Annotated in this window: 24 protein-coding genes; 12 read left to right on the forward strand and 12 right to left on the reverse strand. The window is 63.6% G+C overall.

What is annotated here, in order from left to right:
* The first annotated feature begins 186 nt into the window (after nucleotides 1-186).
* The 3 genes from purM (at nucleotide 187) to NKJ13_RS27210 (ending at nucleotide 2542) form a co-directional block, all read left to right on the forward strand.
* Nucleotides 187-1251: a phosphoribosylformylglycinamidine cyclo-ligase gene (gene purM, locus NKJ13_RS27200; RefSeq protein ID WP_352705302.1), complete on the forward strand. Its 1065-nt coding sequence runs from the start codon at nucleotides 187-189 to the stop codon at nucleotides 1249-1251.
* The gene (gene purN, locus NKJ13_RS27205) at nucleotides 1248-1955 is read left to right on the forward strand and encodes a phosphoribosylglycinamide formyltransferase (RefSeq protein ID WP_352739625.1); all 708 of its coding nucleotides are present in this window, start codon (nucleotides 1248-1250) and stop codon (nucleotides 1953-1955) included. The genes purM and purN overlap by 4 nt, the downstream gene beginning before the upstream one ends.
* A 71-nt stretch (nucleotides 1956-2026) precedes the next feature.
* Nucleotides 2027-2542, forward strand: coding sequence for a SixA phosphatase family protein (locus NKJ13_RS27210; protein WP_352649743.1), 516 nt, complete (start codon nucleotides 2027-2029; stop codon nucleotides 2540-2542).
* Between the two features lie 109 nt (nucleotides 2543-2651).
* Here NKJ13_RS27210 and NKJ13_RS27215 read toward each other — a convergent pair whose 3' ends face one another.
* The 7 genes from NKJ13_RS27215 to NKJ13_RS27245 form a co-directional block, all read right to left on the reverse strand.
* Nucleotides 2652-2885, reverse strand: coding sequence for a DUF680 domain-containing protein (locus NKJ13_RS27215; protein ID WP_352739627.1), 234 nt, complete (start codon nucleotides 2883-2885; stop codon nucleotides 2652-2654).
* 377 nt (nucleotides 2886-3262) lie between these two features.
* On the reverse strand, nucleotides 3263-5464 hold the full coding sequence (locus NKJ13_RS27220; protein WP_502899874.1) for a cation:proton antiporter domain-containing protein: 2202 nt from the start codon (nucleotides 5462-5464) through the stop codon (nucleotides 3263-3265).
* Nucleotides 5465-5635: 171 nt separating this feature from the next.
* Nucleotides 5636-6292 (reverse strand): DUF2270 domain-containing protein, encoded by a 657-nt coding sequence (locus NKJ13_RS27225; protein ID WP_502899873.1) that lies wholly within the window; start codon nucleotides 6290-6292, stop codon nucleotides 5636-5638.
* Between the two features lie 98 nt (nucleotides 6293-6390).
* On the reverse strand, nucleotides 6391-8499 hold the full coding sequence (locus tag NKJ13_RS27230; protein WP_352739632.1) for a molybdopterin-containing oxidoreductase family protein: 2109 nt from the start codon (nucleotides 8497-8499) through the stop codon (nucleotides 6391-6393).
* 69 nt (nucleotides 8500-8568) lie between these two features.
* Nucleotides 8569-8976, reverse strand: a complete 408-nt coding sequence (locus tag NKJ13_RS27235; RefSeq protein WP_352507897.1) for an SMI1/KNR4 family protein — start codon at nucleotides 8974-8976, stop codon at nucleotides 8569-8571.
* A gap of 136 nt (nucleotides 8977-9112) precedes the next feature.
* A complete protein-coding gene (locus tag NKJ13_RS27240; protein ID WP_352739633.1) occupies nucleotides 9113-10990 on the reverse strand; it encodes an ABC-F family ATP-binding cassette domain-containing protein in 1878 nt (625 codons plus the stop codon).
* Nucleotides 10991-11450: 460 nt separating this feature from the next.
* The gene (locus NKJ13_RS27245; protein ID WP_023677659.1) at nucleotides 11451-11630 is read right to left on the reverse strand and encodes a hypothetical protein; all 180 of its coding nucleotides are present in this window, start codon (nucleotides 11628-11630) and stop codon (nucleotides 11451-11453) included.
* A 132-nt stretch (nucleotides 11631-11762) separates the two neighbouring features.
* Here NKJ13_RS27245 and NKJ13_RS27250 point away from each other — a divergent pair, with 132 nt between their 5' ends.
* The 3 genes from NKJ13_RS27250 to NKJ13_RS27260 all read left to right on the forward strand — a co-directional run bounded on the left by NKJ13_RS27250 (nucleotide 11763) and on the right by NKJ13_RS27260 (nucleotide 14579).
* Entirely contained in the window at nucleotides 11763-11936 is a 174-nt protein-coding gene (locus NKJ13_RS27250) for a hypothetical protein (protein WP_352739634.1), read from the forward strand.
* A gap of 94 nt (nucleotides 11937-12030) precedes the next feature.
* Entirely contained in the window at nucleotides 12031-14112 is a 2082-nt protein-coding gene (locus NKJ13_RS27255) for an ATP-dependent helicase (protein ID WP_352778862.1), read from the forward strand.
* A gap of 164 nt (nucleotides 14113-14276) precedes the next feature.
* Complete coding sequence (locus NKJ13_RS27260; protein ID WP_352452964.1) at nucleotides 14277-14579, forward strand: DUF982 domain-containing protein; 303 nt, start codon at nucleotides 14277-14279, stop codon at nucleotides 14577-14579.
* Nucleotides 14580-14591: 12 nt separating this feature from the next.
* Here NKJ13_RS27260 and NKJ13_RS27265 read toward each other — a convergent pair whose 3' ends face one another.
* The 3 genes from NKJ13_RS27265 to NKJ13_RS27275 form a co-directional block, all read right to left on the reverse strand.
* Nucleotides 14592-15380 carry a GGDEF domain-containing protein gene (locus tag NKJ13_RS27265; RefSeq protein WP_352739637.1) on the reverse strand — a complete coding sequence of 263 codons (789 nt, stop codon included), beginning with the start codon at nucleotides 15378-15380 and terminating at the stop codon, nucleotides 14592-14594.
* Nucleotides 15381-15510: 130 nt separating this feature from the next.
* Nucleotides 15511-15810 (reverse strand): hypothetical protein, encoded by a 300-nt coding sequence (locus NKJ13_RS27270; protein WP_352739639.1) that lies wholly within the window; start codon nucleotides 15808-15810, stop codon nucleotides 15511-15513.
* A 14-nt stretch (nucleotides 15811-15824) separates the two neighbouring features.
* On the reverse strand, nucleotides 15825-16337 hold the full coding sequence (locus tag NKJ13_RS27275; protein ID WP_352479264.1) for a DinB family protein: 513 nt from the start codon (nucleotides 16335-16337) through the stop codon (nucleotides 15825-15827).
* Between the two features lie 77 nt (nucleotides 16338-16414).
* Here NKJ13_RS27275 and NKJ13_RS27280 point away from each other — a divergent pair, with 77 nt between their 5' ends.
* The 5 genes from NKJ13_RS27280 (at nucleotide 16415) to NKJ13_RS27300 (ending at nucleotide 20215) form a co-directional block, all read left to right on the forward strand.
* The gene (locus tag NKJ13_RS27280) at nucleotides 16415-17125 is read left to right on the forward strand and encodes a glutathione S-transferase family protein (protein ID WP_352739641.1); all 711 of its coding nucleotides are present in this window, start codon (nucleotides 16415-16417) and stop codon (nucleotides 17123-17125) included.
* A 464-nt stretch (nucleotides 17126-17589) separates the two neighbouring features.
* Nucleotides 17590-18225 carry a 5,6-dimethylbenzimidazole synthase gene (bluB, locus tag NKJ13_RS27285; RefSeq protein ID WP_352739643.1) on the forward strand — a complete coding sequence of 212 codons (636 nt, stop codon included), beginning with the start codon at nucleotides 17590-17592 and terminating at the stop codon, nucleotides 18223-18225.
* 155 nt (nucleotides 18226-18380) lie between these two features.
* Nucleotides 18381-18677 carry a DUF1905 domain-containing protein gene (locus NKJ13_RS27290; protein ID WP_352479261.1) on the forward strand — a complete coding sequence of 99 codons (297 nt, stop codon included), beginning with the start codon at nucleotides 18381-18383 and terminating at the stop codon, nucleotides 18675-18677.
* 240 nt (nucleotides 18678-18917) lie between these two features.
* A complete protein-coding gene (gene ndk / locus NKJ13_RS27295; protein WP_352739645.1) occupies nucleotides 18918-19340 on the forward strand; it encodes a nucleoside-diphosphate kinase in 423 nt (140 codons plus the stop codon).
* A 266-nt stretch (nucleotides 19341-19606) separates the two neighbouring features.
* The gene (locus tag NKJ13_RS27300) at nucleotides 19607-20215 is read left to right on the forward strand and encodes a class I SAM-dependent methyltransferase (RefSeq protein ID WP_352739647.1); all 609 of its coding nucleotides are present in this window, start codon (nucleotides 19607-19609) and stop codon (nucleotides 20213-20215) included.
* Nucleotides 20216-20289: 74 nt separating this feature from the next.
* Here NKJ13_RS27300 and NKJ13_RS27305 read toward each other — a convergent pair whose 3' ends face one another.
* The gene (locus NKJ13_RS27305; protein ID WP_254820285.1) at nucleotides 20290-20559 is read right to left on the reverse strand and encodes a hypothetical protein; all 270 of its coding nucleotides are present in this window, start codon (nucleotides 20557-20559) and stop codon (nucleotides 20290-20292) included.
* Nucleotides 20560-20753: 194 nt separating this feature from the next.
* On the reverse strand, nucleotides 20754-21521 hold the full coding sequence (locus NKJ13_RS27310; protein ID WP_352705323.1) for a YbaY family lipoprotein: 768 nt from the start codon (nucleotides 21519-21521) through the stop codon (nucleotides 20754-20756).
* 194 nt (nucleotides 21522-21715) lie between these two features.
* On the opposite strand from NKJ13_RS27310, the gene NKJ13_RS27315 reads away from it, so the two are divergent.
* Nucleotides 21716-22516 (forward strand): HvfC/BufC family peptide modification chaperone, encoded by an 801-nt coding sequence (locus tag NKJ13_RS27315; RefSeq protein WP_352507907.1) that lies wholly within the window; start codon nucleotides 21716-21718, stop codon nucleotides 22514-22516.

The raw sequence follows: 22516 nt of genomic DNA on the forward strand, positions 1-22516 counted from the left end.
CGCTCGTGTCCTCGAATGGCATCCCGAACCCCCCAGCGCAAAGCGCGCCAAACTGTTCGCGATGTCCTCGCACACCTGTTCGCGATGTCCCCGGTCCAAACAGTGGGGAGATCGGCAGTTTCAGCGCCGTTATCCTTGCGGACCGAAACCGTTCATGCGAAGAGCCCGAGAAAGCAGGGAAAGAGTATGAGCAAGCGCAAGAACGGGCTCACCTATGCCGAAGCGGGCGTCGACATCGACGCCGGCAATCTCATGGTCGAGAAGATCAAGCCGCTGGTGCGCGCCACCCGCCGGCCGGGCGCCGATAGCGAGATCGGCGGCTTCGGCGGCCTGTTCGATCTCAAGGCAGCCGGCTTTACCGATCCGGTGCTGGTCGCCGCCAATGACGGCGTCGGCACCAAGCTGAAGATTGCCATCGATGCCGGCAAGCATGACACGATCGGTATCGACCTCGTCGCCATGTGCGTCAACGACATCGTCGTGCAGGGCGCCGAACCGCTGTTCTTCCTCGACTATTTTGCCACCGGCAAGCTCGATCCCGACCAGGGCGCTGCGATCGTCGGCGGCATTGCCGCCGGCTGCCGGCAGGCCGGTTGCGCGCTGATCGGTGGCGAGACGGCGGAAATGCCCGGCATGTATCACGACAAGGACTACGACCTTGCCGGCTTTGCAGTCGGTGCCGGCGAACGCGGCCAGTTGCTGCCGACCGACGACATCGTCGAGGGCGACGTGCTGCTCGGCCTTGCCTCGTCGGGCCTGCATTCGAACGGCTTCTCGTTGGTCCGCCGCATCGTCGCCGTAAGCGGCCTTGGCTGGGGCGATCCGGCGCCGTTCAATGACGAGGCGACGCTGGCCGAGGCGCTGCTCGAGCCGACGCGCATCTATGTCAAGTCGATCCTCAAGGCGATCCGCAACACGCATGGCATCAAGGCGCTGGCCCATATCACCGGCGGCGGCTTTCCCGAAAACATCCCGCGCGTTCTGCCCAAGGATTTTTCGGCCGAGCTCGATCTCGGCGCCATCGAGGTGCCGCCGGTGTTTTCGTGGCTGGCCAAGACCGGCGGGGTCGCGCCGGAAGAGATGATGCGCACCTTCAATTGCGGCATCGGCATGATCCTGGTCGTCGCCTCCGGCCAGGCGGCGCAGGTCGCCGCCGTTCTGCAGGAGGCCGGCGAGACGGTGACGCCGATCGGCCAGATCGTGCCGCGCCGCGATGCCGGCGTCATCTATCGGGGCTCGATCGGCCTATGACCAGAAAACGCACCGTAGTGCTTATTTCGGGGCGCGGCTCCAACATGACGGCGCTGATCGCGGCGGCGAGCAACCCGGCCTATCCGGCCGAAATCGTCGGCGTCATCTCCGATCGCGCCAATGCCGCCGGCCTCGGCATCGCCGCGGCGCGCGGCATCGCCACCAGGGTGATTTCGCGCTCGGACCATGCCGGCAAGGAAGCGCATGACGGGGCGATCGACGCGGCCCTTGTCTCTTTTGGCGCCGAGATCGTCGCGCTGGCCGGCTATATGCGCATTCTCGGCGCGCGTTTCGTCGAGAAGTGGCAGGGCCGCATGGTCAATATCCACCCTGCCCTGCTGCCTGCCTTGAAGGGGCTGGATACACATGCGCGGGCGCTCCGCGCAGGCATGCGCATCCATGGCTGCACAGTGCATTTCGTCACGCTCGACATGGATGATGGGCCGATCATCGCCCAGGCCGCGGTGCCGGTGATGGTCGGCGACAATGAGGATACGCTGGCCGCGCGCGTGCTCAAGGCCGAGCACCAACTCTATCCGCTGGCGCTAGGGCTGGTCGCCGAAGGCAAGGCGCGGATGGAAGGCGGCCGCACGGTGTTTTCGCGCTTCGCCGACGATGCCGACAACGCCGCGTCGGTGGTGATCGCGCCCGACCCGCTGCGCGAAGAGACCGATCTCGAGCACCTGGCGCGGATCACCCCGTGAGAGTCAGCGTGACGCTTTCCCCGTAACTGGGGGAGATGGTGCACGCGACGTTTCGGCCTTATTTTGAAACGATGAAGCAACTGCTGCTCCTCCGCCACGCCAAGTCGAGTTGGGACGATCCCGACCTCATCGACTTCGACCGGCCGCTGTCCGCGCGCGGGCTGAAGGCAGCGCCCCTGGTCGGACGCGAACTGGCCCGGCGCGGCTGGCTGCCGGAGCTGGCGCTGGTATCGCCGGCGCTGCGCACCCGCGACACGTGGCGGCTGCTCTCGGCGGAATTGCCGGCGAAGGTGCAGGCCAAATTTGCCCAGGCGCTCTACGAGGCAGCAGCGGCGGATATCCTCGCCAAGGTGCGACAGGTAAAGGCGGGAACCGGAACGCTGCTGGTGCTTGGCCACAATCCCGGGTTGGAGGAGTTCGCGCGCGGTCTTGCCGGGGCTGGATCGGATGAAGCGGCGCTGAAAAAACTGGCGGATAAATTCCCGACCGCGGCCCTGGCTCGGTTTGACGTCGATGGCGATTGGGCCGGTCTCACCTTCGGCGGCGCCCGGCTGACGCACTGCATCTGGCCGAAGGATCTTCGCTAGGGATTGCCTGGCAGGCCGGGGGATCGCCGACCTTCGGCCAAACCCGCTTCGCACCAAACAAGAGCGGCGGGCCAAGCCCGCCGCTCTTTGTGCTCCGGGGCCGTGATAATCAGCGGCCCCAGATGCCTTGGCCGGATTCAGGCGCCACCGACTCGGAAGTCGTCTTGGCACCAGCATGCTCGGAAGTAACCGGCTTGCGGATCGAGCCGGTAAACGTGTTGTCGACGTTGGCAGCAGGAGCGGCCGGCTGGTTGACGTTGTCCGAGCCATAGTGGTCGCTGCCGGCAAAAGCAGTGCCGGTGGCAACAAGGATGGCGGCGACGGTAAGAGCGATCTTGGTCATTTCGGGTACTCCGGTAGTCTTTGTTCTGTCCGTCAAGTGGCGTGCCTTGGGAGGAATTCGCGTCGCTCGGACCACCCCGAGATGGGTCGGCAAGCCTGTCGTTTCCAATCACGAAAATTTTGTTCGGGTGCGCCAAATTGGCCGCTTGAAATTCGACATGCGGCTCCTTCCGCCACACTGTTCTTCTTTATTGTCAATTGGTTACGCGGTCATTGGTGATTTTCTTGGCGAACATTCTGGGAGCCGGCGTTCACCCTTTCCTGTACGCTCCGTCAACAGAACCGAACCGTTCGGTTCGAGTTCTTTACGTTTGACTGATCAGCGCTTCAGAGCCTCAATCGACATGTCTACCGACGGGTCAGTGCGCGCCATGAAAATCACGCCGCCAGCTCAGCGCCAGCGGCGTCATGCTTGGGCCGCGCGCTGGCCAGAAGCACGACGGGGCAATTGCAGGCGGCCAAAACAGCGCCGGCGGTTTCGCCGAAGAACAGGTCCCCACCCGGACGTTGGGTGACGCCCATCACGACGATGGCCGCGCCTTTGGCCGCCTCCCGGGTAATCGCCTTGTCGGGTGTGACGCGGGTATGGAACGCTGTGTCAATATGCAGGCCGTAGCGGCCCGCCAAATCGGCGATGTCTTTCAGCACGGCCTCTTCGCGGCTATGCGACACCGATGTCGACCTGCGGCCCTTGGCTGCCTTTTGCGAAACGTAGAGAACTTTGATCCGTGCCCGGTTTGGACGGGCCAGCGCCAACGCCAAGTCGGCGGCGCGATGCGCCACCTGGGTACCGTTGACGGGGACGAGAATGCTGGTTCCGGCCTTCAACGTCGGCATCTTTTCGGCGGCATTGCCGCCGTTCAGGACCAGGCAAAGCGGGCCGTCAAATCCTGCGGCAATGTCGTTGAGGGCCGGCGCGAAGGTGCCATCGGCGGTCAGCACATTGTCAAGGCCGACCAGCAACAGGCCGTATCCCTTGCGGGCCTCTTCGGCGATCGTCTCACCCGTGGCTTCCAATTCGGTGCGGGCCGTCAGATGGACTTTGTCGACAAGCGTGTCTTCGATCCGTTTCACCGCCTGGGCGCTTTTTCTTGCACCCTTCTTGATTTCCTGCAGGGCGCGCTCCTGTCCCTTGCTGTCGGTTGGCCTGTCAATTCGGCCGTCTTTCGGCTGAAGCAAGGTGGTGGGCATGCCGCTGCCTCCGCCGACCAGTCCGGCGAGATAGGCAGTGAACTTGCCGATCCTGCTGTCATCGACCAGCACCAGCAGCCGCTCCAGCCTGGAAATGAAGCCGTATTCGTCCAACGTCTCGCGCTCGACACGCTGCTGCTCGTCATGCCCAACCGGCAGCCGGCCGAGCGCCCAGCGCAGCATCGGCGGCATGGCCAAGGTGGTGATCACGGCCATGGTGACGATCATGGTGAAGAGATTGTGCGACAGGATGTTCATCGACAGGCCGATGCTGGCGACGATCACCTCGGTCGAGCCGCGCGCGTTCATTGCACTGCCGACGGCGATTGCTTCCTTGAACGACATGGCGGCGAGCTTGGCGCCGATGAATGCGCCGCCAAACTTGCCGATGCTGGCGATGACCACAAGTGCGCCCGTCAGCATGGCAAGCGTCGGGTCGGCGAGCACTGTGAGATCGGCGGAAAGCCCCGCCATGCCGAAGAAGATTGGCATGAACAGCGCGGTGATGACGCCGCGCAGCTGGCCTTCGATATGGCTGGAGAGGATAGGCGATTCCCCGACAAGGATGCCGGCGACGAACGCCCCCAGCACCGTATGGACGCCTATCATGTTGGTGATCAGCGCCATGACGCCCATGATGATAAGGATCATGGTGATCACCGCAAACTCGCTGCGGAATTGATCGTTGGTCCAGCGGATCAAGGTGAAGACAAGACGGCGGCCAATGGTGAAGGAGAACACCATGAACAGTGCCACGGCGGCGATGGTGGTCACCAGCGGTACGAGCTGCAGCCTGCCATTGGTGGCGATGCCGAAGGTAACGGCGATGACCAGCCAGCCGATCGTGTCCTCGATGATCGCCGAGGAGATAATCACCTGTCCGAGATTGCGGCGCATGAAGTTCATCTCGCGCACCACCATGGCGACGATCTTGACTGACGAGATCGACAGCGCGGTGCCCAGGAACAGCCCGGCAACGGTGCGTTGCGTCGGGTTGGGCAGCAATGCGTCCGGCAGGAACTGCGCCAGCGCGAAACCGCAGATGAAGGGCACCACGACGCCGGTAGCCGAAATGGAAAAACAGGCCGCGCCAACCCGGCGTACCAGCCGCAGGTCCGTCTCCATGCCGGTCAGCAAAAGGAGCATCAGGATGCCGAGCTGCGAGACGGCGTCGATCATGCCCTTTTGCGCGGGATCGGTGGGAAAGATCAGGTGCTGGGCCGACGGCCATAGCCAGCCGAACAGCGAAGGACCGAGCAGGATGCCGCCGATGAGTTGGCCCATGATTGCCGGCTGGCCATAGCGCTGCAACACTTCGCCCAGGCCGCGCCCGACAAGCAGCAGAAGCACGATCTCGGCGACGAAAGCGCCTTCGCCCGAGCCACCCATGCCGGAGGCCTTGGTCCCGGCAACAAGCGTCTCCGCTGCCCCGGCCGCGCCTGCGGGGACGAAAGCGCAAACCAGCAGCGCCAGGCTGGAACGTGTCGGAGCCTGCCAAGCCATGAAACCCCCATCGCCCAAATGCACGTGTCCAACAACGCGCGACAGGGCGTTGCGTTGCTAGACGTGAACGTCACCGAAGGAGAGTTCGCCGTCGTCGCTCTCTGTCAAAAAGGCTGTCACCAGCAGGCCTGCATAGAGGATGGCGACCAGCACGACGATGGCGCCACCAGGAACTGGACCCAGCGCAGCACTGGCGACGGCCTCACGCATCGACCCGACGAAGCCGATGGGGACGCCTTCGGTCAGAAGACTGGGGGTCGACAGTTTGAGGATCCAGGCCAGCAGCAGAATCAGCAGCATGTAGATGTAATTGCGACGCAGGCGGCGCGCCAAAGCCACGCGTTGCGAAATCAGGAATTTCGGCGCGCGCAGGCTCTCGCCGACGATCAACAGCCAATCGGACGCGAAGTCCGGCTGCGGCGAGAATATCTGCGCGAAATAGTGCCGTTCGAACTGGCGCACGCGAGCCCGATAGAAGTCGAAGAAGCGATATCGGCGGGCCTCTATCCACAGTAGCAACAGGACAAGCAGCATCGCAAACAGCAGCACGCCATGGTGAGCGCTGGCCGTCGAAAGCGAAACGGAGAGCATCGCCGCGACAACGGTTATCGCCCAGTTGCTCGTCCGGTCCAGGCGGTCGCGCCACCCAGCCATGCGCGCAATCTCGGCGCGATGAAAGTGGGACATCGTGGTTACGAGTTCGCCGGACGACAATGTCCTTCCGATGGGATCCGGCGCCCGCAACACTTCTGCCATGACAATGCCTCCACCCGCCACGCGAAAACGGCAGGATGGAGATATCGTTCCGACGCTCAATCCGCGGGGCGCAGCCAGACCTTGTTGTCGTGGAAGGCGGCGCCGCCATAGGGCGCCGGCGCATCGGCGCCCGTCAGCACGTTGATGCCCTCGCCGCGCTCATGGGCGCTGTTCGGCCAGATACCTTCGGCAACGACCACGCCACGCTTGATCCCGTCGAACAATCTTGCGTGCAGCACCACTTCGCCACGCCGGTTGCCGACCTCGACACGGCCGCCGTCGGCGACCCCGAGTGCCGCCGCATCATCGGGATGCAAGAGCAGCTCCGGCCGGCGCTCTTTTGCCTGCGATACCGGCGTTTCGGCAAAGGTCGAATTGAGGAAATTGCGCGCCGGCGAGGTGGTCAGCCGGAACGGGTGCGCCGCGTCCGCCACCTCGATCAGGTCGACATGATCGGGGAATTCCGGCAGGCGTGCCACCGGCCCGAACAGGCCCATGCTTTTCGGTGGCCGATTGGGCGACGCCTGCCCGGTCCAGTCGGCGCGAAAATGGAATTTCTTGTCGGCATGGCCGAAGCCTTCCAGGAAATGCGCGGCCGCGAAATCCGGCTGCAAATCGACCCATTTCTGCTCTTTCAGGCTCGAAAAGCTGCCCAGCCCGCGCTTGCCCAGGATGATATCGATATGCTGCTGCTCGGTCATGCCGAAGCCCGGACGGTCGGCGACACCGAGCCTCTTGCCGAGCTCCTCGATGACGAAATGGTTGGTGCGCGGGCCTTCCGGCGGGTCGATCAGCTTCGGCCCGAGTGTGATGTGCTGGTTGCCGCCACCCTTGTAGACGTCGTCATGCTCGAGAAACATCGTCGCCGGCAGGACGACATCGGCGAGCTTGGCGGTGTCGGTCATGAACTGCTCGTGCACGCAGGAAAACAGATCGTCGCGCAGAAAACCTTGCTTCACCAGCCGCTGCTCCGGCGCGACATTCACCGGATTGGTGTTCTGGATCAGCAGCGCCGTCACCGGCGGGCCGCCATAGAGCGCATCCTCAGCCCCGGTCAGCACCGGGCCGATCCGCGAATGATCGAGATGACGGATCGCGGGGTCGCGCATCCGTGTGCCTTCGAGCAGTTCCTGGTTGAGCTTGAAGATGCCCGAATTGGAATGGAAGGCGCCGCCGCCCTCATATTGCCAGCAGCCGGTAACCGCGGCGATCGAGGCTGCGGCATGCATGTTGACCGAACCGTTGCGCTGCCGCGAAAAACCGTAGCCGAGGCGGAAATAGGTCTTCTTCGTCGTGCCGACGAGACGGGCGAAGGCCCCGATTTCGTCGACCGAAAGCCCGGTGATGTCAGCGGCCCATTGCGGCGTCCTTGTCTGAAGATGCGCTTCCAGACCGTGCGGATCGTCGGTGTATTTGTCCAGATAGGCGCGGTCGGCCATGCCGTCACGGAACAGCACGTGCATCACCGCGCAGGCCAGCGCGCCGTCGGTGCCGGGCTTCAGCACCAGGCCGAGATCGGCCTGCTTCATCGTTGCATTTTCGTAGACGTCGATGACGACGATCTTGGCGCCGCGTTCCTTGCGCGCCTTGATGGCGTGGGTCATGACGTTGACGTGCGTGACCACGGCGTTGGTGCCCCAGATCACCACGCAGTCGGACTTTGCCATTTCGCGCGGGTCGGAGCCGCGCAGCGCGCCGGCGCCCATCATCCAGCCGGTCCAGGCCAGATTGGTGCAGATCGAACCGAAGAAGCCGGAGTATTTTTTGGCGTGCCTGAGCCGCTCTATGCCGTCGCGCTGCACCAGCCCCATCGTGCCGGCATAGTAATAGGGCCAGACCGTCTCCGAGCCGTATTTTGCCTCCGCCGCGATGAATTTTTCAGCGACCAGATCGAGCGCCGCCTCCCAGCTCGCTTCCTTCCAGGCGCCGTCGCCCTTGGCGCCGGCCCGCACCAGCGGCTTCAGCAGGCGGTCGGGATGATGGACGCGATCGGCGTAACGGGCGACCTTGGCGCAGATGACGCCGGCCGTATAGCTGTTGGCCTTGGCGCCATGGACGCGGCCGATGCGCCTGGCGTCGAGCAGTTCGACCTCGAGCGCGCAGGTCGAAGGGCAATCATGCGGACAGGCCGAATGGCCGATTTTGAGCTTGGCGTGCTGATTCATGGGAGCAAACTAGCCGGTTGTTATGGCGACGTGTAGGGCCAGATGGGCGGGCCTACATCCCCCTCTGGGCTATTCGTCGGAAAGGCCGATCAAGTCCAAGAATGCATCAAAGTCCGGCGCAATGGGCCAAACGCTTTCGACAAGATCAATATTTGTCATGTCAAACGCAACGAGCGGATAAAGCCCCACTGTGCGTAGATCGAACGCAATCGCCTCGCCGCCCCCGTTGCTGCCGATAACGAAAAAACCCGGAAAGAACTCCTTGAATGTCCCCTGTTGCTCTATTTCGATCACCTCTTCCGCAGCGTGCAAGGCAAGCCATAGCGGCTGGACTGGCAGGGGGCCCTCACCACCGTTGCTGAAAGAGAGAAGGGCAGCATAGCTTTCAGGCAGGACCAAAGGGCCCACTCCCCTGAGTTTCTCGATCGCTTCGTCTGACGCTCCATCTTTTTTGCGCCACTCCCGACCTTCAAGCATCTCATTCACCTCCTACCGCGAACCATTTGGGTATCCGGGAACGTACCCGGCCACATGACCGCGACACGCTTGAGCAACGCGTCGTAGGCGCGGCATTTCGGGCATCTCCCCCGCGAGGGGGGAGATTGCGCTCTTCCTACTCCGCCGTGCCTTCCTCGTACTCCGCCGACATCGACAGCCATTTTTCCTCATGGCCGGCCAGCTGTTGCGCGAGCTGGGAGCGCTCCTTGGCCAGCCTTGTCGCGCTCGAGGGGTCCTTTTCGTAGACGGCCGGGTTGGCGAGTTCGTCCTCGATCAGGTCGATGCGCTTGCGGATGCGGTCGATCAGCGCTTCGGTGGCGCGGATTTCCTTGGCCAGCGGCTCGAAGGCGGCGCGGCGCGCGGCTGCATCGCGGCGGCGGTCGGCCTTCGACGCTTTGTCCGCCTCGCGCTTGCCGCGGCGGTCCCCGGAGACGCCGGTGACCAGCGTCTTGTAATCCTCGAGATCGCCGTCATATGGATTGACCGCGCCGTCCTTGACCAGCCACAGCCGGTCGGCGGTCGCTTCGAGCAGATGGCGGTCATGCGAGATCAGTATGACGGCGCCGGGAAAATCGTTCAGCGCATGGATCAGTGATTCACGGCTGTCGATGTCGAGATGGTTGGTGGGCTCGTCGAGGATGAAAAGGTTCGGCCCCTCGAAGGCCGACAGGCCCATCAGGAGCCGCGCCTTTTCGCCGCCGGACAGATCCTTGGCGGCGGTGTTCATCTTTTCGGTGGTCAGGCCGAACTGGGCGACGCGGCCGCGCACCTTGGATTCCGGCGCATCCGGCATCAGCCGGCGGACATGCTCATAGGCGTTTTCGTCGGGCCTGAGATCGTCGAGCTGGTGCTGGGCGAAGATTGCCACCTTAAGCCCGGGCGCCACCGTCATGCTGCCGGTCTCCGGCTTCAGCCGGCCGGCCAAAAGCTTGGCGAAGGTCGACTTGCCGTTGCCGTTGGCGCCGAGCAGCGCGATGCGATCGTCGGCATCGATGCGCAGCGTCATCTTCTTCAGGATCGGCTCGCCCTCGGTGTAGCCGACGTTGACGTTGTTGAGCGCAATGATCGGCGAGGCCACCGTCTTCACCGGCTCCGGAAAGGAGAATGGCCGCACCGTGTCGTTCACGATCGCGGCGATTGGCTTCATCTTCTCCAGCGCCTTGATGCGCGACTGCGCCTGCCTCGCCTTCGATGCCTTGGCGCGGAAGCGCTCGACGAAGGATTCCATGTGCTTGCGCGCGGCTTCCTGCTTGACGCGGCCCTTCTCCTGCAATTCGCGCTGCTCGGTGTATTGGCGCTCGAACTGGTCGTAGCCGCCGCGCCAGAAGGTCAGCTTCTTCTGGTCGAGATGGACGATCGAGTTGACGGCGCGGTTGAGCAGGTCGCGATCGTGCGAAATCAGCAGCACGGTGTGCGGGTATTTCGACACGTAGTTTTCCAGCCATAGCGTGCCTTCGAGATCGAGATAATTGGTCGGCTCGTCGAGCAGCAGCAGATCGGGCTCGGCAAACAACACGGCGGCCAGCGCGACGCGCATGCGCCAGCCGCCGGAGAAGGACGAGGCCGGGCGCCGTTGTGCGGCGTCGTCGAAGCCGAGGCCGGCGAGAATGGTGGCCGCGCGTGACTCGGCCGAGTGCGCATCGATATCGGCCAGCCGCATGTGGATGTCGGCGATGCGGTGCGGATCGGTCGCCGTCTTTTCCTCTTCGAGCAGCGCACTCCGTTCAAGATCGGCCTTGAGCACGATCTCGATCAGCGGCTCCTCGGTGCCCGGCGCTTCCTGCGCGACCTGGCCGATGCGCGTGTTCTTGGGCAGGCTGATCGAGCCGGTCTCGGAGGCGAGGTCGCCGGTGATCGCCTTGAACAGGGTCGTCTTGCCGGTGCCGTTGCGGCCGACAAGGCCAGCCTTGCTGCCGGCCGGCAAGGTCAGTGAGGCATGGTCGAGAAGCAGGCGTCCGGCCATGCGGAGCGAAAGGTCGTTGATGATCAGCATGGCCGGGCTTTTGCACGGGACAACCATGCTTCGCAAGGGCTTGAGCCCCGGTTCGCCGCATAAGCCGCGAAAACCGGCAAGCAAGTCAGCGGCCGCGCCACGACTTCCCGCAAAACGCAAAAAGAACCCGCTATCCTGAGGGGGGGACAAGGAGAGCGGGTTCTTTCGTGAACGGCGGCCTTGGGAGCGTCCGATCGACATCCAAACACGCAGCAGCTTGGTTTGTTCCATGGGAAGAACGAACTATGTGATGAACAAACGCTGCTGTGGCCGGCAGGTTTGTCCACAGGGGCGTGCCGTCTGTACGCTATCGACCATGACGCTGCGGAAAGACTCGGCTATCCTTGGATGTGCGGCGGGCCTGATCTCCGCCTGGCCGGCGCCATCAGCTTCCTCCCAAGCGGCGCCGGCCACCTTCCTTGACCGGCGCCGCTTGCCCGATCGACGCCATTTGAGGCGGTCATTGTTTCGGCGGCGTGCCGGGCTGATCGCCGCCGGTCGTCGACTTCGGCACCGGATTCTTGTCGACCTGCGGGTTCTGATCGACCGTGTCGCCAGGGGCCTTGGTCGGCTGGATATTGTTGTCGCAACCCGCAACAGTCAGAGCTGCCATAAGCAGCAGGATTGAGCGCTTTTTCATCGCAATCTCCTCTCGCCCGACAACGAGGCGTCGGCGATTTGGTTGCGCGGCCGGTGTCGTTCCCGCATTCGCCAAGGGGCCTGGGAACAAAATGCCGCGTCTCCGGTTGCTGCACAATCAATGGAGGAAGGCATGATCCGTCTGCTCATCGCCGGGGCAATCGTCTATGTCGCCTATCGCGTCGCCAAGAAAGTGATCGATGAGGTGCCCGACGATTTCGATCCGCTGCTGTTGCCACCGCCACAGGACGATCGCGAGGCGCTGCGGCGGCAATCGGCAAGCATGGGCGTCGAGCCCGAGCGTTAGTCGACAGGCCTGCCCGCAAGGCTTCTTCGTTCACGGGCCCTGTTCCGGCTCCGCAAACCGTTGCGAACAAAGCAGAAACGATGCTTGATGGGCGATGAACCTCGCCGCCCGTGATTCGTCCTTCCAGCCGGCCTATCTGGCGAAGCTCAATGCCGAGCAGAGGCTTGCCGTCGAACATGGCGACGGCAAGATCGCCGGGCCGTTGCTGGTGATTGCCGGCGCCGGCTCCGGCAAGACCAACACGCTGGCGCACCGGGTCGCGCATCTGATCATCAGGGGTGCTGACCCGCGGCGGATCCTTTTGATGACATTTTCGCGCCGTGCCGCAGCGGAAATGGCCAAGCGGGTCGAGCGCATCGCCGGCGAGGTGCTGGGGCGCGATGCCTCGGTGATTACCGATGCGCTGAGCTGGGCCGGCACATTCCACGGCATCGGCGCCAGGCTGCTGCGCGATTACGCGCTGGAGATCGGTCTCGATCCGGCCTTCACCATCCACGACCGCGAGGATTCCGCCGACCTGATGAACCTCGCCCGCCACGAGTTGGGTTTTTCGAAGACCGAAGCCCGCTTCCCGACCAAGGGCACCTGCCTTGCGATCTATTCGCGCGCCGTCAACGCACAGGCGCCGCTTGGCGAGGTGCTGGGTTCGGTGTTCCCGTGGTGCGCCGGCTGGGCCGAACAGCTGAAGCAATTATTCGCCAGATATGTCGAGGCCAAGCAGGCGCAGAATGTGCTCGATTACGACGATCTGCTGCTCTACTGGGCGCAGATGGCCGGCGAGCCGGAAATCGCCGCGCATCTGGGTGCGCGTTTCGATCATGTGCTGGTCGATGAATACCAGGACACCAACCGGCTGCAGGCATCGATCCTGACGGCGCTCAAGCCCGACGGATCGGGGCTGACGGTGGTCGGCGACGACGCGCAGTCGATCTATTCGTTCCGCGCCGCGGAAGTGCGCAATATCCTGGATTTTCCCAAGCAGTTCGCACAGCCGGCGGAAGTCGTCATGCTGGAGCGCAACTACCGCTCGACCGAGACGATCCTGGCGGCCGCCAATGCGGTAATCGGCGAAGCGTCGGAACGTTTCACCAAAAATCTCTGGACCGAGCGCAAATCGGCGGAAAAGCCGAAGCTGGTGAGCGTGCGCGACGAGACCGAGCAGGCGAGCTATGTCTGCCAGGCGATACTCACCGAGCGCGAGGCCGGCACCGTTCTCAAAGCCCAGGCGGTGCTGTTTCGAGCCTCGCACCATAGCGGCCCGCTGGAGATCGAGCTGACGCGCCGCAACATCCCCTTCGTCAAGTTCGGCGGGCTGAAATTTCTCGATGCAGCTCACGTCAAGGACTTGCTGGCCGTACTGCGCTTTGCCGAAAACCCGCGCGACCGCGTCGCCGGCTTTCGCGTGCTGCAACTTCTGCCGGGCATCGGCCCTTCGGCCGCCAATGCGATCGTCGAGACCATGGCGACGTCGCTCGACGAGACAATGGGGCTTGCCCGCTATCGGCCGCCGCAGCGTGCCGCCGACGACTGGCCGGGCTTTGTCGCGCTCTATTGCGGCCTGCGCGCCGGCGCGCAAAAATGGCCGGCCGACCTCGAGCAGGTCAGGCTCTGGTACGAGCCGCATCTGGAACGCATCCACGAGGATGCAACGACGCGCCGGGCCGATCTCCTGCAGCTCGAGCAGATCGCTTCCGGCTATGCGTCGCGCGAGCGCTTCCTCACCGAGCTGACACTCGATCCGCCTGACGCGACCAGCGACGAGGCTGGCCCGCCGCACCGCGACGAGGATTATCTGATCCTGTCGACGATCCATTCGGCCAAGGGCCAGGAGTGGAAGAACGTCTTCGTGCTCAACACCGTCGACGGCTGCATCCCGATCGATCTCGGCGTCGGCAGCAAGGAGGACGTCGACGAGGAGCGGCGGCTGCTCTACGTGGCGATGACGCGGGCCAAGGACAGCCTGCACCTGGTCATGCCGCATCGTTTTTTCGTCCACGGGCAGGCGGCGCGCGGCGACCGCCATGTCTATGCCTCGCGCACGCGCTTCATCCCGCGCTCGATCCTATGCGCCTTCGAACAAGTGGCTTGGGCCAGCGTCCAGGCCCCGGACGATCCGCGCCGCCAGCCGCAGGTGCGCGTCGACCTCGGCGCCCGCATGCGTGGCATGTGGAAATAGGCATCCGCCTCGCCGCTGGCGCCGCTCTCACGGCGACCGCTCCCGGAGCCAGCGAAAAAACAATCCCGGCAACATGGAACCTCGCGCCGTGACCCGCGTTTCTGCCCGACCCCCAGACCGGAGAACGGCGTCCGCCGTGACCTCCGCCCATTCGAGAGGCCAGAATGCACGACAGGACGTTTTCCACTCCGGTTGCCCTAACCGTTGGCGCCGGCTACAAGCGTACGATCGCTTCGTTCTCCGAGATGCACGAATTCCTGACCGAGTTCCCGCCTTCGCGCCGGCGGCTGAGCTATGGCGCCGCGGTAAAGGCCTGCGAGGCGGCACGTGCCGGCGAGATCTCGGCCGAAGCGGCACGCGACGCCCTGATCACCTTCGCCGTGACGGCAGGCATCCTCTGGCCGGCCGCCCAGCCGGCGGTCTCGGTCAAGCCGGTCGCCCGGGGCCTCGGCGGCTACGCCGCCTGACCGAAACGACCATCAATGGACCGTCATCGGGCCGCCGCCCGGCGGGTCGTCCGCTGCCGCGGGTTCGAAACTGACCTGATCGCGGCCGTTCGATTTGGCCCTGTAAAGGTGCTTGTCCGCCACCACGAACATCTCAGCGTAGGTGGTCGGCCCGCTGAAGGCGACGCCGCCGATGCTGACCGAGAGAGGACACGGCCGGCCGCCAGGCGAGAACTCCGCCTCACGGACGCGTCGGCGAATTGTCTCCGCCACCAGCCAGGACTGCGAAGGATCTGCGCCGGGAAGGAAAACCGCAAACTCCTCGCCGCCGATCCGGCCGACGATATCGGCGCCGCGTAGCTGGCCCTGGATTGTCTTGGCAATCAGCTTGAGCGCCTGGTCTCCGCAGTCGTGGCCGAGGCGGTCGTTGACGGATTTGAAATGGTCGGCATCGACGATCAGCAAGGCGCCGGCATTAACGACAGAATGGCTGCGGGCCTGTTCGAGATAGGCCTCGACGAGCATGGAAAACGCACCCCGGTTGAACACCGCCGTCAGGCTGTCGGTCGCCGCGACGACGGCCAGTGCCTTCTGCGCGATCGCCAGCTGGCGCATTTTCCACATCAGGAAAAAGAAGAACGAGCTGGCCAGGATAAGTGGCAGCAGCAGGTCGGTCAGCTGCGCCCGCCACAGCGCTTCCGGCGACAAATATGGGAAATTGAAGGAATCGACGAGGAATGCGGCTGCAATGCAGACCGCCGTGCCCGCAACGGTAACCGCCACGACCCTGCCCCAGCTCGTCGGGGACAAATCGATCTGCATGCTTTTGCTCCTGCTTCAGCCGGCTACCTTGAAGCAACAGCACAAACGAAGTCCTAAGACTTTGCTTTCAATTCGATCGCAGTCGAAGCGAACCAGCCGTCGAGATGGCGGCCAGATAAGAAGATCGGTCCTAAATCAGCTGCCTTCTGATGCTCATCCGCGTCACCGCGGTCACAAGAATGGCGCCGATCATGAAATAGATGGTCGCGACGATGTCGCCCTGATGGAAATAATAACCGGAGTTGAGAAGCGCCAAGACCACGGCGAAGAACGCCACAAGGCGCAAGGGTTCATTGGGCATGCGTGCCAATTCTCGCTGTTGCTGCTGAATGCTGCTGAAGCGGCCGCCCTCACGACCGTCCGCTCCATAAAATGTTTTGGCGCGTTTTGCAATCTCGGCAGATTGTCCTCTATCCACCGTCCGCTTCACCAGCCGCCCCAGGTTCAGGCGAAAGCCCTGCCCTCCTCGCTACGCTGGAACATCGTCAGGTCCAGTCCGAGGCTTGGCTTGCCCAGAATGGTCAGGATCGCATGTGCCTGGCCGCGGTGGTGGGTCTGGTGGTTGAAGAAGTGGTCGAGCGCCGGCGCCAGCCGCTGGGAGACGGTGCGCATATCCGAGACGGTCATGTAGGAGAAGCGGCCCGACAGCGCCTTGTCGCTCAGGCCGTCGACCCAGTCGATGATCCGTTTGTCCTCGGCCTCGCGCGCCAGCCGCAAGCCTGGCACGGCGCGGTGCAAGATCGTGTCGAGCCTTGCCGGCGCGTCGCCCTCGCCGGTGAAGCGTTTCATCCAGATACGGTCGGCTGCCAGGAGATGGTTGAGCGTTCCCATCATCGAACCGAAGAAGACGCCGACATTGCGGTCGAACTCTTCCTCGTCGAGATCGGCGGCGGCATCGTAGATGCGGCCGTTGGCCCATTGATTGTAGGCCGCAAACATCCTGAAATGCTGTTTCATTCTTCTCTCGACCTGCGGGACCCTGTTTCGCGCGGGTCTGTTTCGGCCATAGTTAGACTGCAAGGACGCTGCCGCCAATGACCATTCTGCTCTACGACCTTGTTGGACGCGACGCCGCTCGCCCATTCAGCCCACATTGCTGGAAGGCGGCGATGGCGCTGGCCCACAAGGGACTCGACATCGCCAGCGTGCCGACCCGTTTCCTCGAAGTGCCGAAGGTGGAAGGCGGCGTCTCGAAGCTCGTTCCGGTGATCCGCGACGGCGAGACGGTGGTCGCCGATTCCTTCGCCATCGCGCTCTATCTCGAGGAGACCTATCCCGAGCGGCCGACATTGTTTTCCGGCGACGGCGGTAAGGCGACGGCGCGCTTCATCGAACGCTGGTCGCAGCTGACCATCCATCCCTACGTCACCACCGCGGCGCTACTGGACCTGCATGCCATGCAGGACGAAGCGAACGCCGCCTATTTCCGGCAGAACCGCGAGCAGCGCTTCGGCAGGTGCCTGGAGGCGGTTTACGCCACCCGCGACGCCGGGCTCGCCGGCTTCCGCGCCTCGCTGGAGCCACTCCGCTCGATGCTCGGCTATCAGCCCTTCATTGGCGGCCCGTCGCCGCCATTTGCCGATTACATCGTTTTCGGCGCGCTGCAATGGGCGCGCATCGCCACGCCCTACCGGCTGCTCGACGACAGCGATGTCGTGGCTCAATGGTTCGAACGATGCCTCGATCTGCATGGCGGCCTCGGCCGCACGGTCGCGCCGGCAGCGATCGCCCCGCTCGCAAGTTGAGCTCGGCAGCTTCATCGGCAACGCCACATTCTGTTCTTGCTTTGTGCCGGCAGCTATGCTACTAATTTCGGTATGGTGCTGATTCGTACCGACGACCCGCCCGGCTTGCCGAGGCGGGTTTTGTTTGCCGATCAAGGTTCAACGGCGTAGATGACGGCAACGTCGCCCGGCCTCGGCTAAAGCGCGTCGCGTTCGACCGGCCTCATGTGACGCGCTTTAGGTTCTTGTTTTGATGCATGTCGTTACCGCAAAACCGCTGCACACCTTTGCGCGGCATGCACTTGTTTGTCGTTGCCGCAAAACCGCTGCACACTTTTGCGCGACATGCATTAGAATTCCCGCCCGGCGAAATGCGACAATGCGGGTAGACGAAGTGTCGCTTGAGGCGCCGCATCACTGCCCGGATCGAAGCAAACAAGACGAAAAACCGGCGAACCGGGCAACCACAACAGAGGCAGCGCGCCATGACCGCAAACCCAGAGTTCCCGGCCGATTTTCGCGCCGGGCTTGCCAAGCTCTTCCTGTGGCGGCGCGACGTCAGGCGGTTCAAGCCGACGCCGCTCCCGGAAGGGGCGCTGGAGCGGCTGCTCGAGCTTGCCAGCGCCGCGCCGTCCGTCGGGCTGAGCCAACCTTGGCGCTTCGTCATCGTCGAGAGCGAAACATGCCGCGCCGCCGTCAGGGCATGCTTCGAGCGCTGCAACGCGGAGGCACTCGCAAATTTTTGCGGTGAACGCGCCTCGCTGTATGGGCGCCTGAAACTTGCCGGCCTGAACGAGGCGCCCTGCCAGCTTGCGGTTTTCGCCGACCGCGCAACCGAGCAAGGGCATGGGCTTGGCCGCCAGACCATGCCAGCCACCATAGACTATTCCGCTGTCATGGCGGTCCACACGATGTGGCTGGCGGCGCGCGCCGAGGGAATAGGGATGGGCTGGGTCTCGATCCTCGACCCGGCCGAGATGGCGACGATCCTGGACGTGCCGCCGGAGTGGACACTGATCGGTTACTTCTGCATCGGCTACCCCAGCGAGAACCACAGCGTGCCGGAACTGGAACGGGAAGGCTGGGAAACGCGGCGGCCGTCTATCGTGACAAAGCGGTAGTGGAATGGCGGCGCTGCCTTCCTCCTTGCGGGGAAGAATGACTCCTCCCCTGCAGGGCTGTGGATATCATGGATGGTTCGCCGATCGTCAGCATTGCCAGCAAGACACCATGGCAAAGCCAGTCGTGAAGGCCTTGACCTGAGGAAGTGCATAGAATGTTTCGCTACGACATGCAGGCCGAGATCTGGGTCTATCCGGGCAAGGGCGGCTGGCATTTCGTGACCCTGCCGCCGGAGCTTGGAGCCCGGATCAAGACGGCGATGGTGGGGATGGCAAGGCCCTGGGGCTCGCTTGGCGTGGAGGCCGTCATCGGCCAGACCAGATGGCGGACATCGCTGTTTCCAGACAAGAAATCCGGCAGCTTGCTCTTGCCGATCAAGACCGCGGTGCGGGTCCGCGAAGGCCTCGGGGCTGGCGACACGGCCAACCTGACGATCGAGATGCAGTTATGACGACGTTGGGTCAGGCTGACGACGACGCGCTATAAGGCGGCCAGTCGATCGGACCCAAGTGGGTACCGGTTGTCGGAAAATCCGATGCTCAACAAAAAGATGAGCGGCGGCATGGTTCGACTTGAAAGTCCGCCCCAGCGCAGAAATGCGCGCTGCGCCGGCCTCCCCTTGGCAAGGCGGCGGGCGGCTTGTATAGAGCCCGCCACCCTCAATTCCACTCTCCATCACAAGGACGACCCCATGGCGCTCGAACGCACCTTTTCAATGATCAAGCCGGACGCGACCCGTCGCAATCTCACCGGCGCTATCACCAAGATACTGGAAGATGCCGCCCTGCGCGTCGTCGCTTCGCGCCGGGTGTGGATGAGCCGCCGCGAGGCGGAAGGTTTCTATGCCGTGCACAAGGAACGTCCGTTCTTCGGCGAGCTGGTCGAATCCATGTCGTCGGGCCCGACAGTCGTGCAGGTACTGGAAGGCGAGAACGCCATTGCCAAGAACCGCGAAGTGATGGGCGCCACCAATCCGGCAAGCGCCGCCGAAGGCACTATCCGCAAGCTGCACGCACTGTCGATCGGCGAGAACTCCGTGCACGGTTCCGATGCGCCGGAAACCGCCGCGCAAGAGATCAAATACTGGTTCTCGGATACCGAGATCGTCGGCTAAGCCGGCATTCCGAACCCCATCAAAAGGCCGGCGCAACGCCGGCCTTTTTCGCTAAAGCGCGTCGCGTTCGATCGGTCTCATGCGATGCACTTCAGGTTCTTGTTTTGATGCATGCCGGTATCGCAAAACCGCTGCACGCTGCTGCGCGATATGCAGTAGCGGACATTTTCAGCTTCAGGCTCCTCGACGGGTCACCGGTCCGTTAAGCTCGGAGGGCGGATCAAACGCCGTCCCGACAATGAGGATTTTGGGGAGCCGACAAGGCCATGACCAGCGCCATTCCCGGCTTCTTCCAGGGCACCGAAATGCCAACCAGCGGCTGGTGGGAAGCGCTGTGGCCCGAGCCCGCCAGCGTCCTGGCGGCAGTAGGCATGAAGCCCGGCACGGACGTGGTCGATCTCTGCTGCGGCGACGGCTGGTTCACGCTGCCAATCGCCAGGGTCGCCCGTCATGTAATCGCTATCGACATCGATGCCGATCTGCTCGAAGTCGCAAGGCGGCGGTTGGCCGAAGGCGGCGCGGGCAATTGCGAGTTTGTGGCGGGCGACGCCTATGAGCTTGCCGGGCTGGTGCCTCAGACCGTCGACTTCGTTTTCATGGCCAACGCTTTCCATGGCGTTCCGGACCGGCCGCGCCTTGCCCGCGCCGTGCGGACGACGCTTGACCCTGCCGGTCGTTTTGCCATCGTCAACTGGCACCAGTATCCGCGCGAGCAAACCACGCTCTTGGGCGAGCGGCGCGGGCCAAAGACCGAGCTGAGGCTGTCACCCAAACAGACCATCGCGGCGGTGGAAGCGAGCGGGTTCAAGCTTGCCGAATTGGTTGATGTGCCGCCCTATCACTATGGCGCGGTATTCAAACAAGCGACAAATTGAGAATGCCGGGCGTATGCGACTTTGTCGCTAGGATGTGTGTCGCCCGCCGCCCCCTAGCGGCGGGTTCTGTCAGTCTATTTCGCCTGGCGTTCCTTCACGTTCGCATGTTCATTCGCCGCCTCCGTGTCGGTGGACGGGGTCTTGGTCTCTTCACCTGAAAACGGGCTGCCCTGCCCCGGTGCGAGATCGCCGCTATGGCCGGCCTTGTTGGTCTGGAACGGTTGGCTGTCCGCTTTGAGACCGTGGTCAAGAGCATTGACAAGATGGTCGTCCGCCTTGGCAAGGCCGGTAAAGGCAAGGAGCGATGCACCGGTGGCGGCAAGGATAAGCGTGTGCGTTTTCATGTCTGGACTCCTTTGAGTTAAGGCCAGAACGAGCCGCAGCCATTCTGGCGGCTTCAACGAAGGGACAAATGTCCCTTTTGCCTTACCCGCCATTTTATGTGGAACTAACGCGCCCTCTGCCCGGCCTCTTCCCGCTGAAACACATCGTGATCGACATGCGGCTGCCGCGCGGGCCAATCGGCGCGGACTAAGCGCTAGCTCGCGGCATTGAAGCGCAGGATGTCGCGGCCATCTCTGTCGGCGATGACAAGCTTGCCGGCGTCGACGTGGTAGGATGCTGCTTTGGCCAGCGCCTCGAACAGCGCCTTTTCCTCGGCCATGACCTGAGGCGCGCAGGCCTTAAAGGTCGAGCCGATGTCGCTGATAGCGATCGTCGAGCCGTTTATCCTGGCGGTGGCGAAATAGACGTTGCAAGGGCCGCTGCCGCCGGCCTTGCCGGCTTCGCTGATGCGGAATGTCGCCCGCGGCTCGGCAATCACGCCGACGCCGTCGATATATTCGACCAGCCAGCTTTGGCCGAACACGGAAGGTGCCGCCGGCTCGTCGCCCGGCGCCGCCATTTTCAGCATGATGGTCTGTGGCGCGTCGCTGAGCGGGTCGACCTGATGGCGCGTATCGGTGACGAATAGCAGCCGGTCATCGACGGTGATGCGCGCCTGCAGCGCGTAGGTCATATCAGGCCGGATCACCCGCGGGTCGAAGCTGATCTCGAACTTGATCGGCACCTGGCCGGCCGGCACCACCTTGCGCTCGCCGATGATTGCTGCCGGCGCGTCGGCCAGCGACACGTCGGCAAGCTGCACGGAAAGCACGGCATTGGGCGGCAGCGCGATGCGCTCGCGATACATCACCTCGCCCTTGAGGGTCTTTTCGGCAGCCACGGAACGATCCGGAACGGCAAGTATGCCAACGGCCAGCGGCACCAGTCCGAAGATGAAGAACTCGGCGATCCTGTCCAGCATGATCCTGCTCCCCTTCGGCAAAGGTTTCGCAGGATTGCGGTCAATGAATGGCCGGCGGCGTATGGGCATGGCTGTCCCGGGAATTTGTTTGGACGGCGGGGCGCTTCCAGCGGCCCGCCGCCTTGTCGTCGGCCTTCTTGGCCGCTCCGCAAACTCTGTTCAGTCCACGCTCGGCGACTGTCTCGGAAAAGCCCATGCCGCAGGATGAGCTCCAGTCGGGCGATCTCGGCCGCCGGTTTGACTATGCGGCGGCATTCACCGCCGGTTTGCTCGATCCTGACCGTGCCCCGCCTGACTCTGTCTCGGGGCCGAACGGGAAGGCTGCGATCAAGCGATATGCCGTCTACCGCAACAACGTCACGGTCAGCCTGATCGATGCGCTGGCCGCCAGCTTTCCAGCGACGCTGCGCATCACCGGCCCGGATTTCTTTCGCGCGATGGCGCGCTTTCACATCCGCGAAACGCCACCCACCTCGCCGCTTCTATTCGAATATGGCCGCGACTTTCCCGATTTCATCGAGCGCTACGAACACGCGCAGTCGATGCCGTGGCTGGCCGACGTGGCGCGCATCGAGCGGGCCTGGCTCGATGCCTATCATGCCGCCGACGCGGAGGCGCTGTCGGCTGAGGCACTGGCGTCGATCCCTCGCGAGAGGCTTGCCGACACCGTGCTGCGGCCGCATCCGGCGACGCGGATCGCGCGCTCCCGGTTCCCGGCAGTCACAGTCTTCGCGGCAAACCGGAACGACGCTCCTGTTGGGCCGATCCGGGCAACGGGCGCTGAAGATGCGCTGGTCACGCGGCCCGGCCTCGAGGTCTTCGTCCGCCACCTACCGCCCGGCGGCGCAGTATTTATCTCGCATCTGGTCGCGGGCGAGTCGCTCGGTGCAGCGGCCGCGGCAGCGTTTGCGGAGAGTGCCGAATTCGAGCTTTCCGCCAACATTGCCGGTGTGCTGGAAGCGGGAGCCTTCACGACGGCACATCAGGAAAGGTGA

This window comes from Mesorhizobium sp. M0174 (genome assembly GCF_040322275.1).
Taxonomy (GTDB): Bacteria; Pseudomonadota; Alphaproteobacteria; order Rhizobiales; family Rhizobiaceae; genus Mesorhizobium.

What these genes read in the sequence shown, in the direction of transcription:
- purM (WP_352705302.1), top strand. Translation starts at nt 187, where the DNA reads ATGAGCAAGCGCAAGAACGGGCTCACCTATGCCGAAGCGGGCGTCGAC.
- purN (WP_352739625.1), top strand. Translation starts at nt 1,248, where the DNA reads ATGACCAGAAAACGCACCGTAGTGCTTATTTCGGGGCGCGGCTCCAAC.
- NKJ13_RS27210 (WP_352649743.1), top strand. Translation starts at nt 2,027, where the DNA reads ATGAAGCAACTGCTGCTCCTCCGCCACGCCAAGTCGAGTTGGGACGAT.
- NKJ13_RS27215 (WP_352739627.1), bottom strand. Translation starts at nt 2,885, where the DNA reads ATGACCAAGATCGCTCTTACCGTCGCCGCCATCCTTGTTGCCACCGGC.
- NKJ13_RS27220 (WP_502899874.1), bottom strand. Translation starts at nt 5,464, where the DNA reads ATGGGTGGCTCGGGCGAAGGCGCTTTCGTCGCCGAGATCGTGCTTCTG.
- NKJ13_RS27230 (WP_352739632.1), bottom strand. Translation starts at nt 8,499, where the DNA reads ATGAATCAGCACGCCAAGCTCAAAATCGGCCATTCGGCCTGTCCGCAT.
- NKJ13_RS27235 (WP_352507897.1), bottom strand. Translation starts at nt 8,976, where the DNA reads ATGCTTGAAGGTCGGGAGTGGCGCAAAAAAGATGGAGCGTCAGACGAA.
- NKJ13_RS27240 (WP_352739633.1), bottom strand. Translation starts at nt 10,990, where the DNA reads ATGCTGATCATCAACGACCTTTCGCTCCGCATGGCCGGACGCCTGCTT.
- NKJ13_RS27245 (WP_023677659.1), bottom strand. Translation starts at nt 11,630, where the DNA reads ATGAAAAAGCGCTCAATCCTGCTGCTTATGGCAGCTCTGACTGTTGCG.
- NKJ13_RS27250 (WP_352739634.1), top strand. Translation starts at nt 11,763, where the DNA reads ATGATCCGTCTGCTCATCGCCGGGGCAATCGTCTATGTCGCCTATCGC.
- NKJ13_RS27255 (WP_352778862.1), top strand. Translation starts at nt 12,031, where the DNA reads ATGAACCTCGCCGCCCGTGATTCGTCCTTCCAGCCGGCCTATCTGGCG.
- NKJ13_RS27260 (WP_352452964.1), top strand. Translation starts at nt 14,277, where the DNA reads ATGCACGACAGGACGTTTTCCACTCCGGTTGCCCTAACCGTTGGCGCC.
- NKJ13_RS27265 (WP_352739637.1), bottom strand. Translation starts at nt 15,380, where the DNA reads ATGCAGATCGATTTGTCCCCGACGAGCTGGGGCAGGGTCGTGGCGGTT.
- NKJ13_RS27275 (WP_352479264.1), bottom strand. Translation starts at nt 16,337, where the DNA reads ATGAAACAGCATTTCAGGATGTTTGCGGCCTACAATCAATGGGCCAAC.
- NKJ13_RS27280 (WP_352739641.1), top strand. Translation starts at nt 16,415, where the DNA reads ATGACCATTCTGCTCTACGACCTTGTTGGACGCGACGCCGCTCGCCCA.
- bluB (WP_352739643.1), top strand. Translation starts at nt 17,590, where the DNA reads ATGACCGCAAACCCAGAGTTCCCGGCCGATTTTCGCGCCGGGCTTGCC.
- NKJ13_RS27290 (WP_352479261.1), top strand. Translation starts at nt 18,381, where the DNA reads ATGTTTCGCTACGACATGCAGGCCGAGATCTGGGTCTATCCGGGCAAG.
- ndk (WP_352739645.1), top strand. Translation starts at nt 18,918, where the DNA reads ATGGCGCTCGAACGCACCTTTTCAATGATCAAGCCGGACGCGACCCGT.
- NKJ13_RS27300 (WP_352739647.1), top strand. Translation starts at nt 19,607, where the DNA reads ATGACCAGCGCCATTCCCGGCTTCTTCCAGGGCACCGAAATGCCAACC.
- NKJ13_RS27305 (WP_254820285.1), bottom strand. Translation starts at nt 20,559, where the DNA reads ATGAAAACGCACACGCTTATCCTTGCCGCCACCGGTGCATCGCTCCTT.
- NKJ13_RS27310 (WP_352705323.1), bottom strand. Translation starts at nt 21,521, where the DNA reads ATGCTGGACAGGATCGCCGAGTTCTTCATCTTCGGACTGGTGCCGCTG.
- NKJ13_RS27315 (WP_352507907.1), top strand. Translation starts at nt 21,716, where the DNA reads ATGCCGCAGGATGAGCTCCAGTCGGGCGATCTCGGCCGCCGGTTTGAC.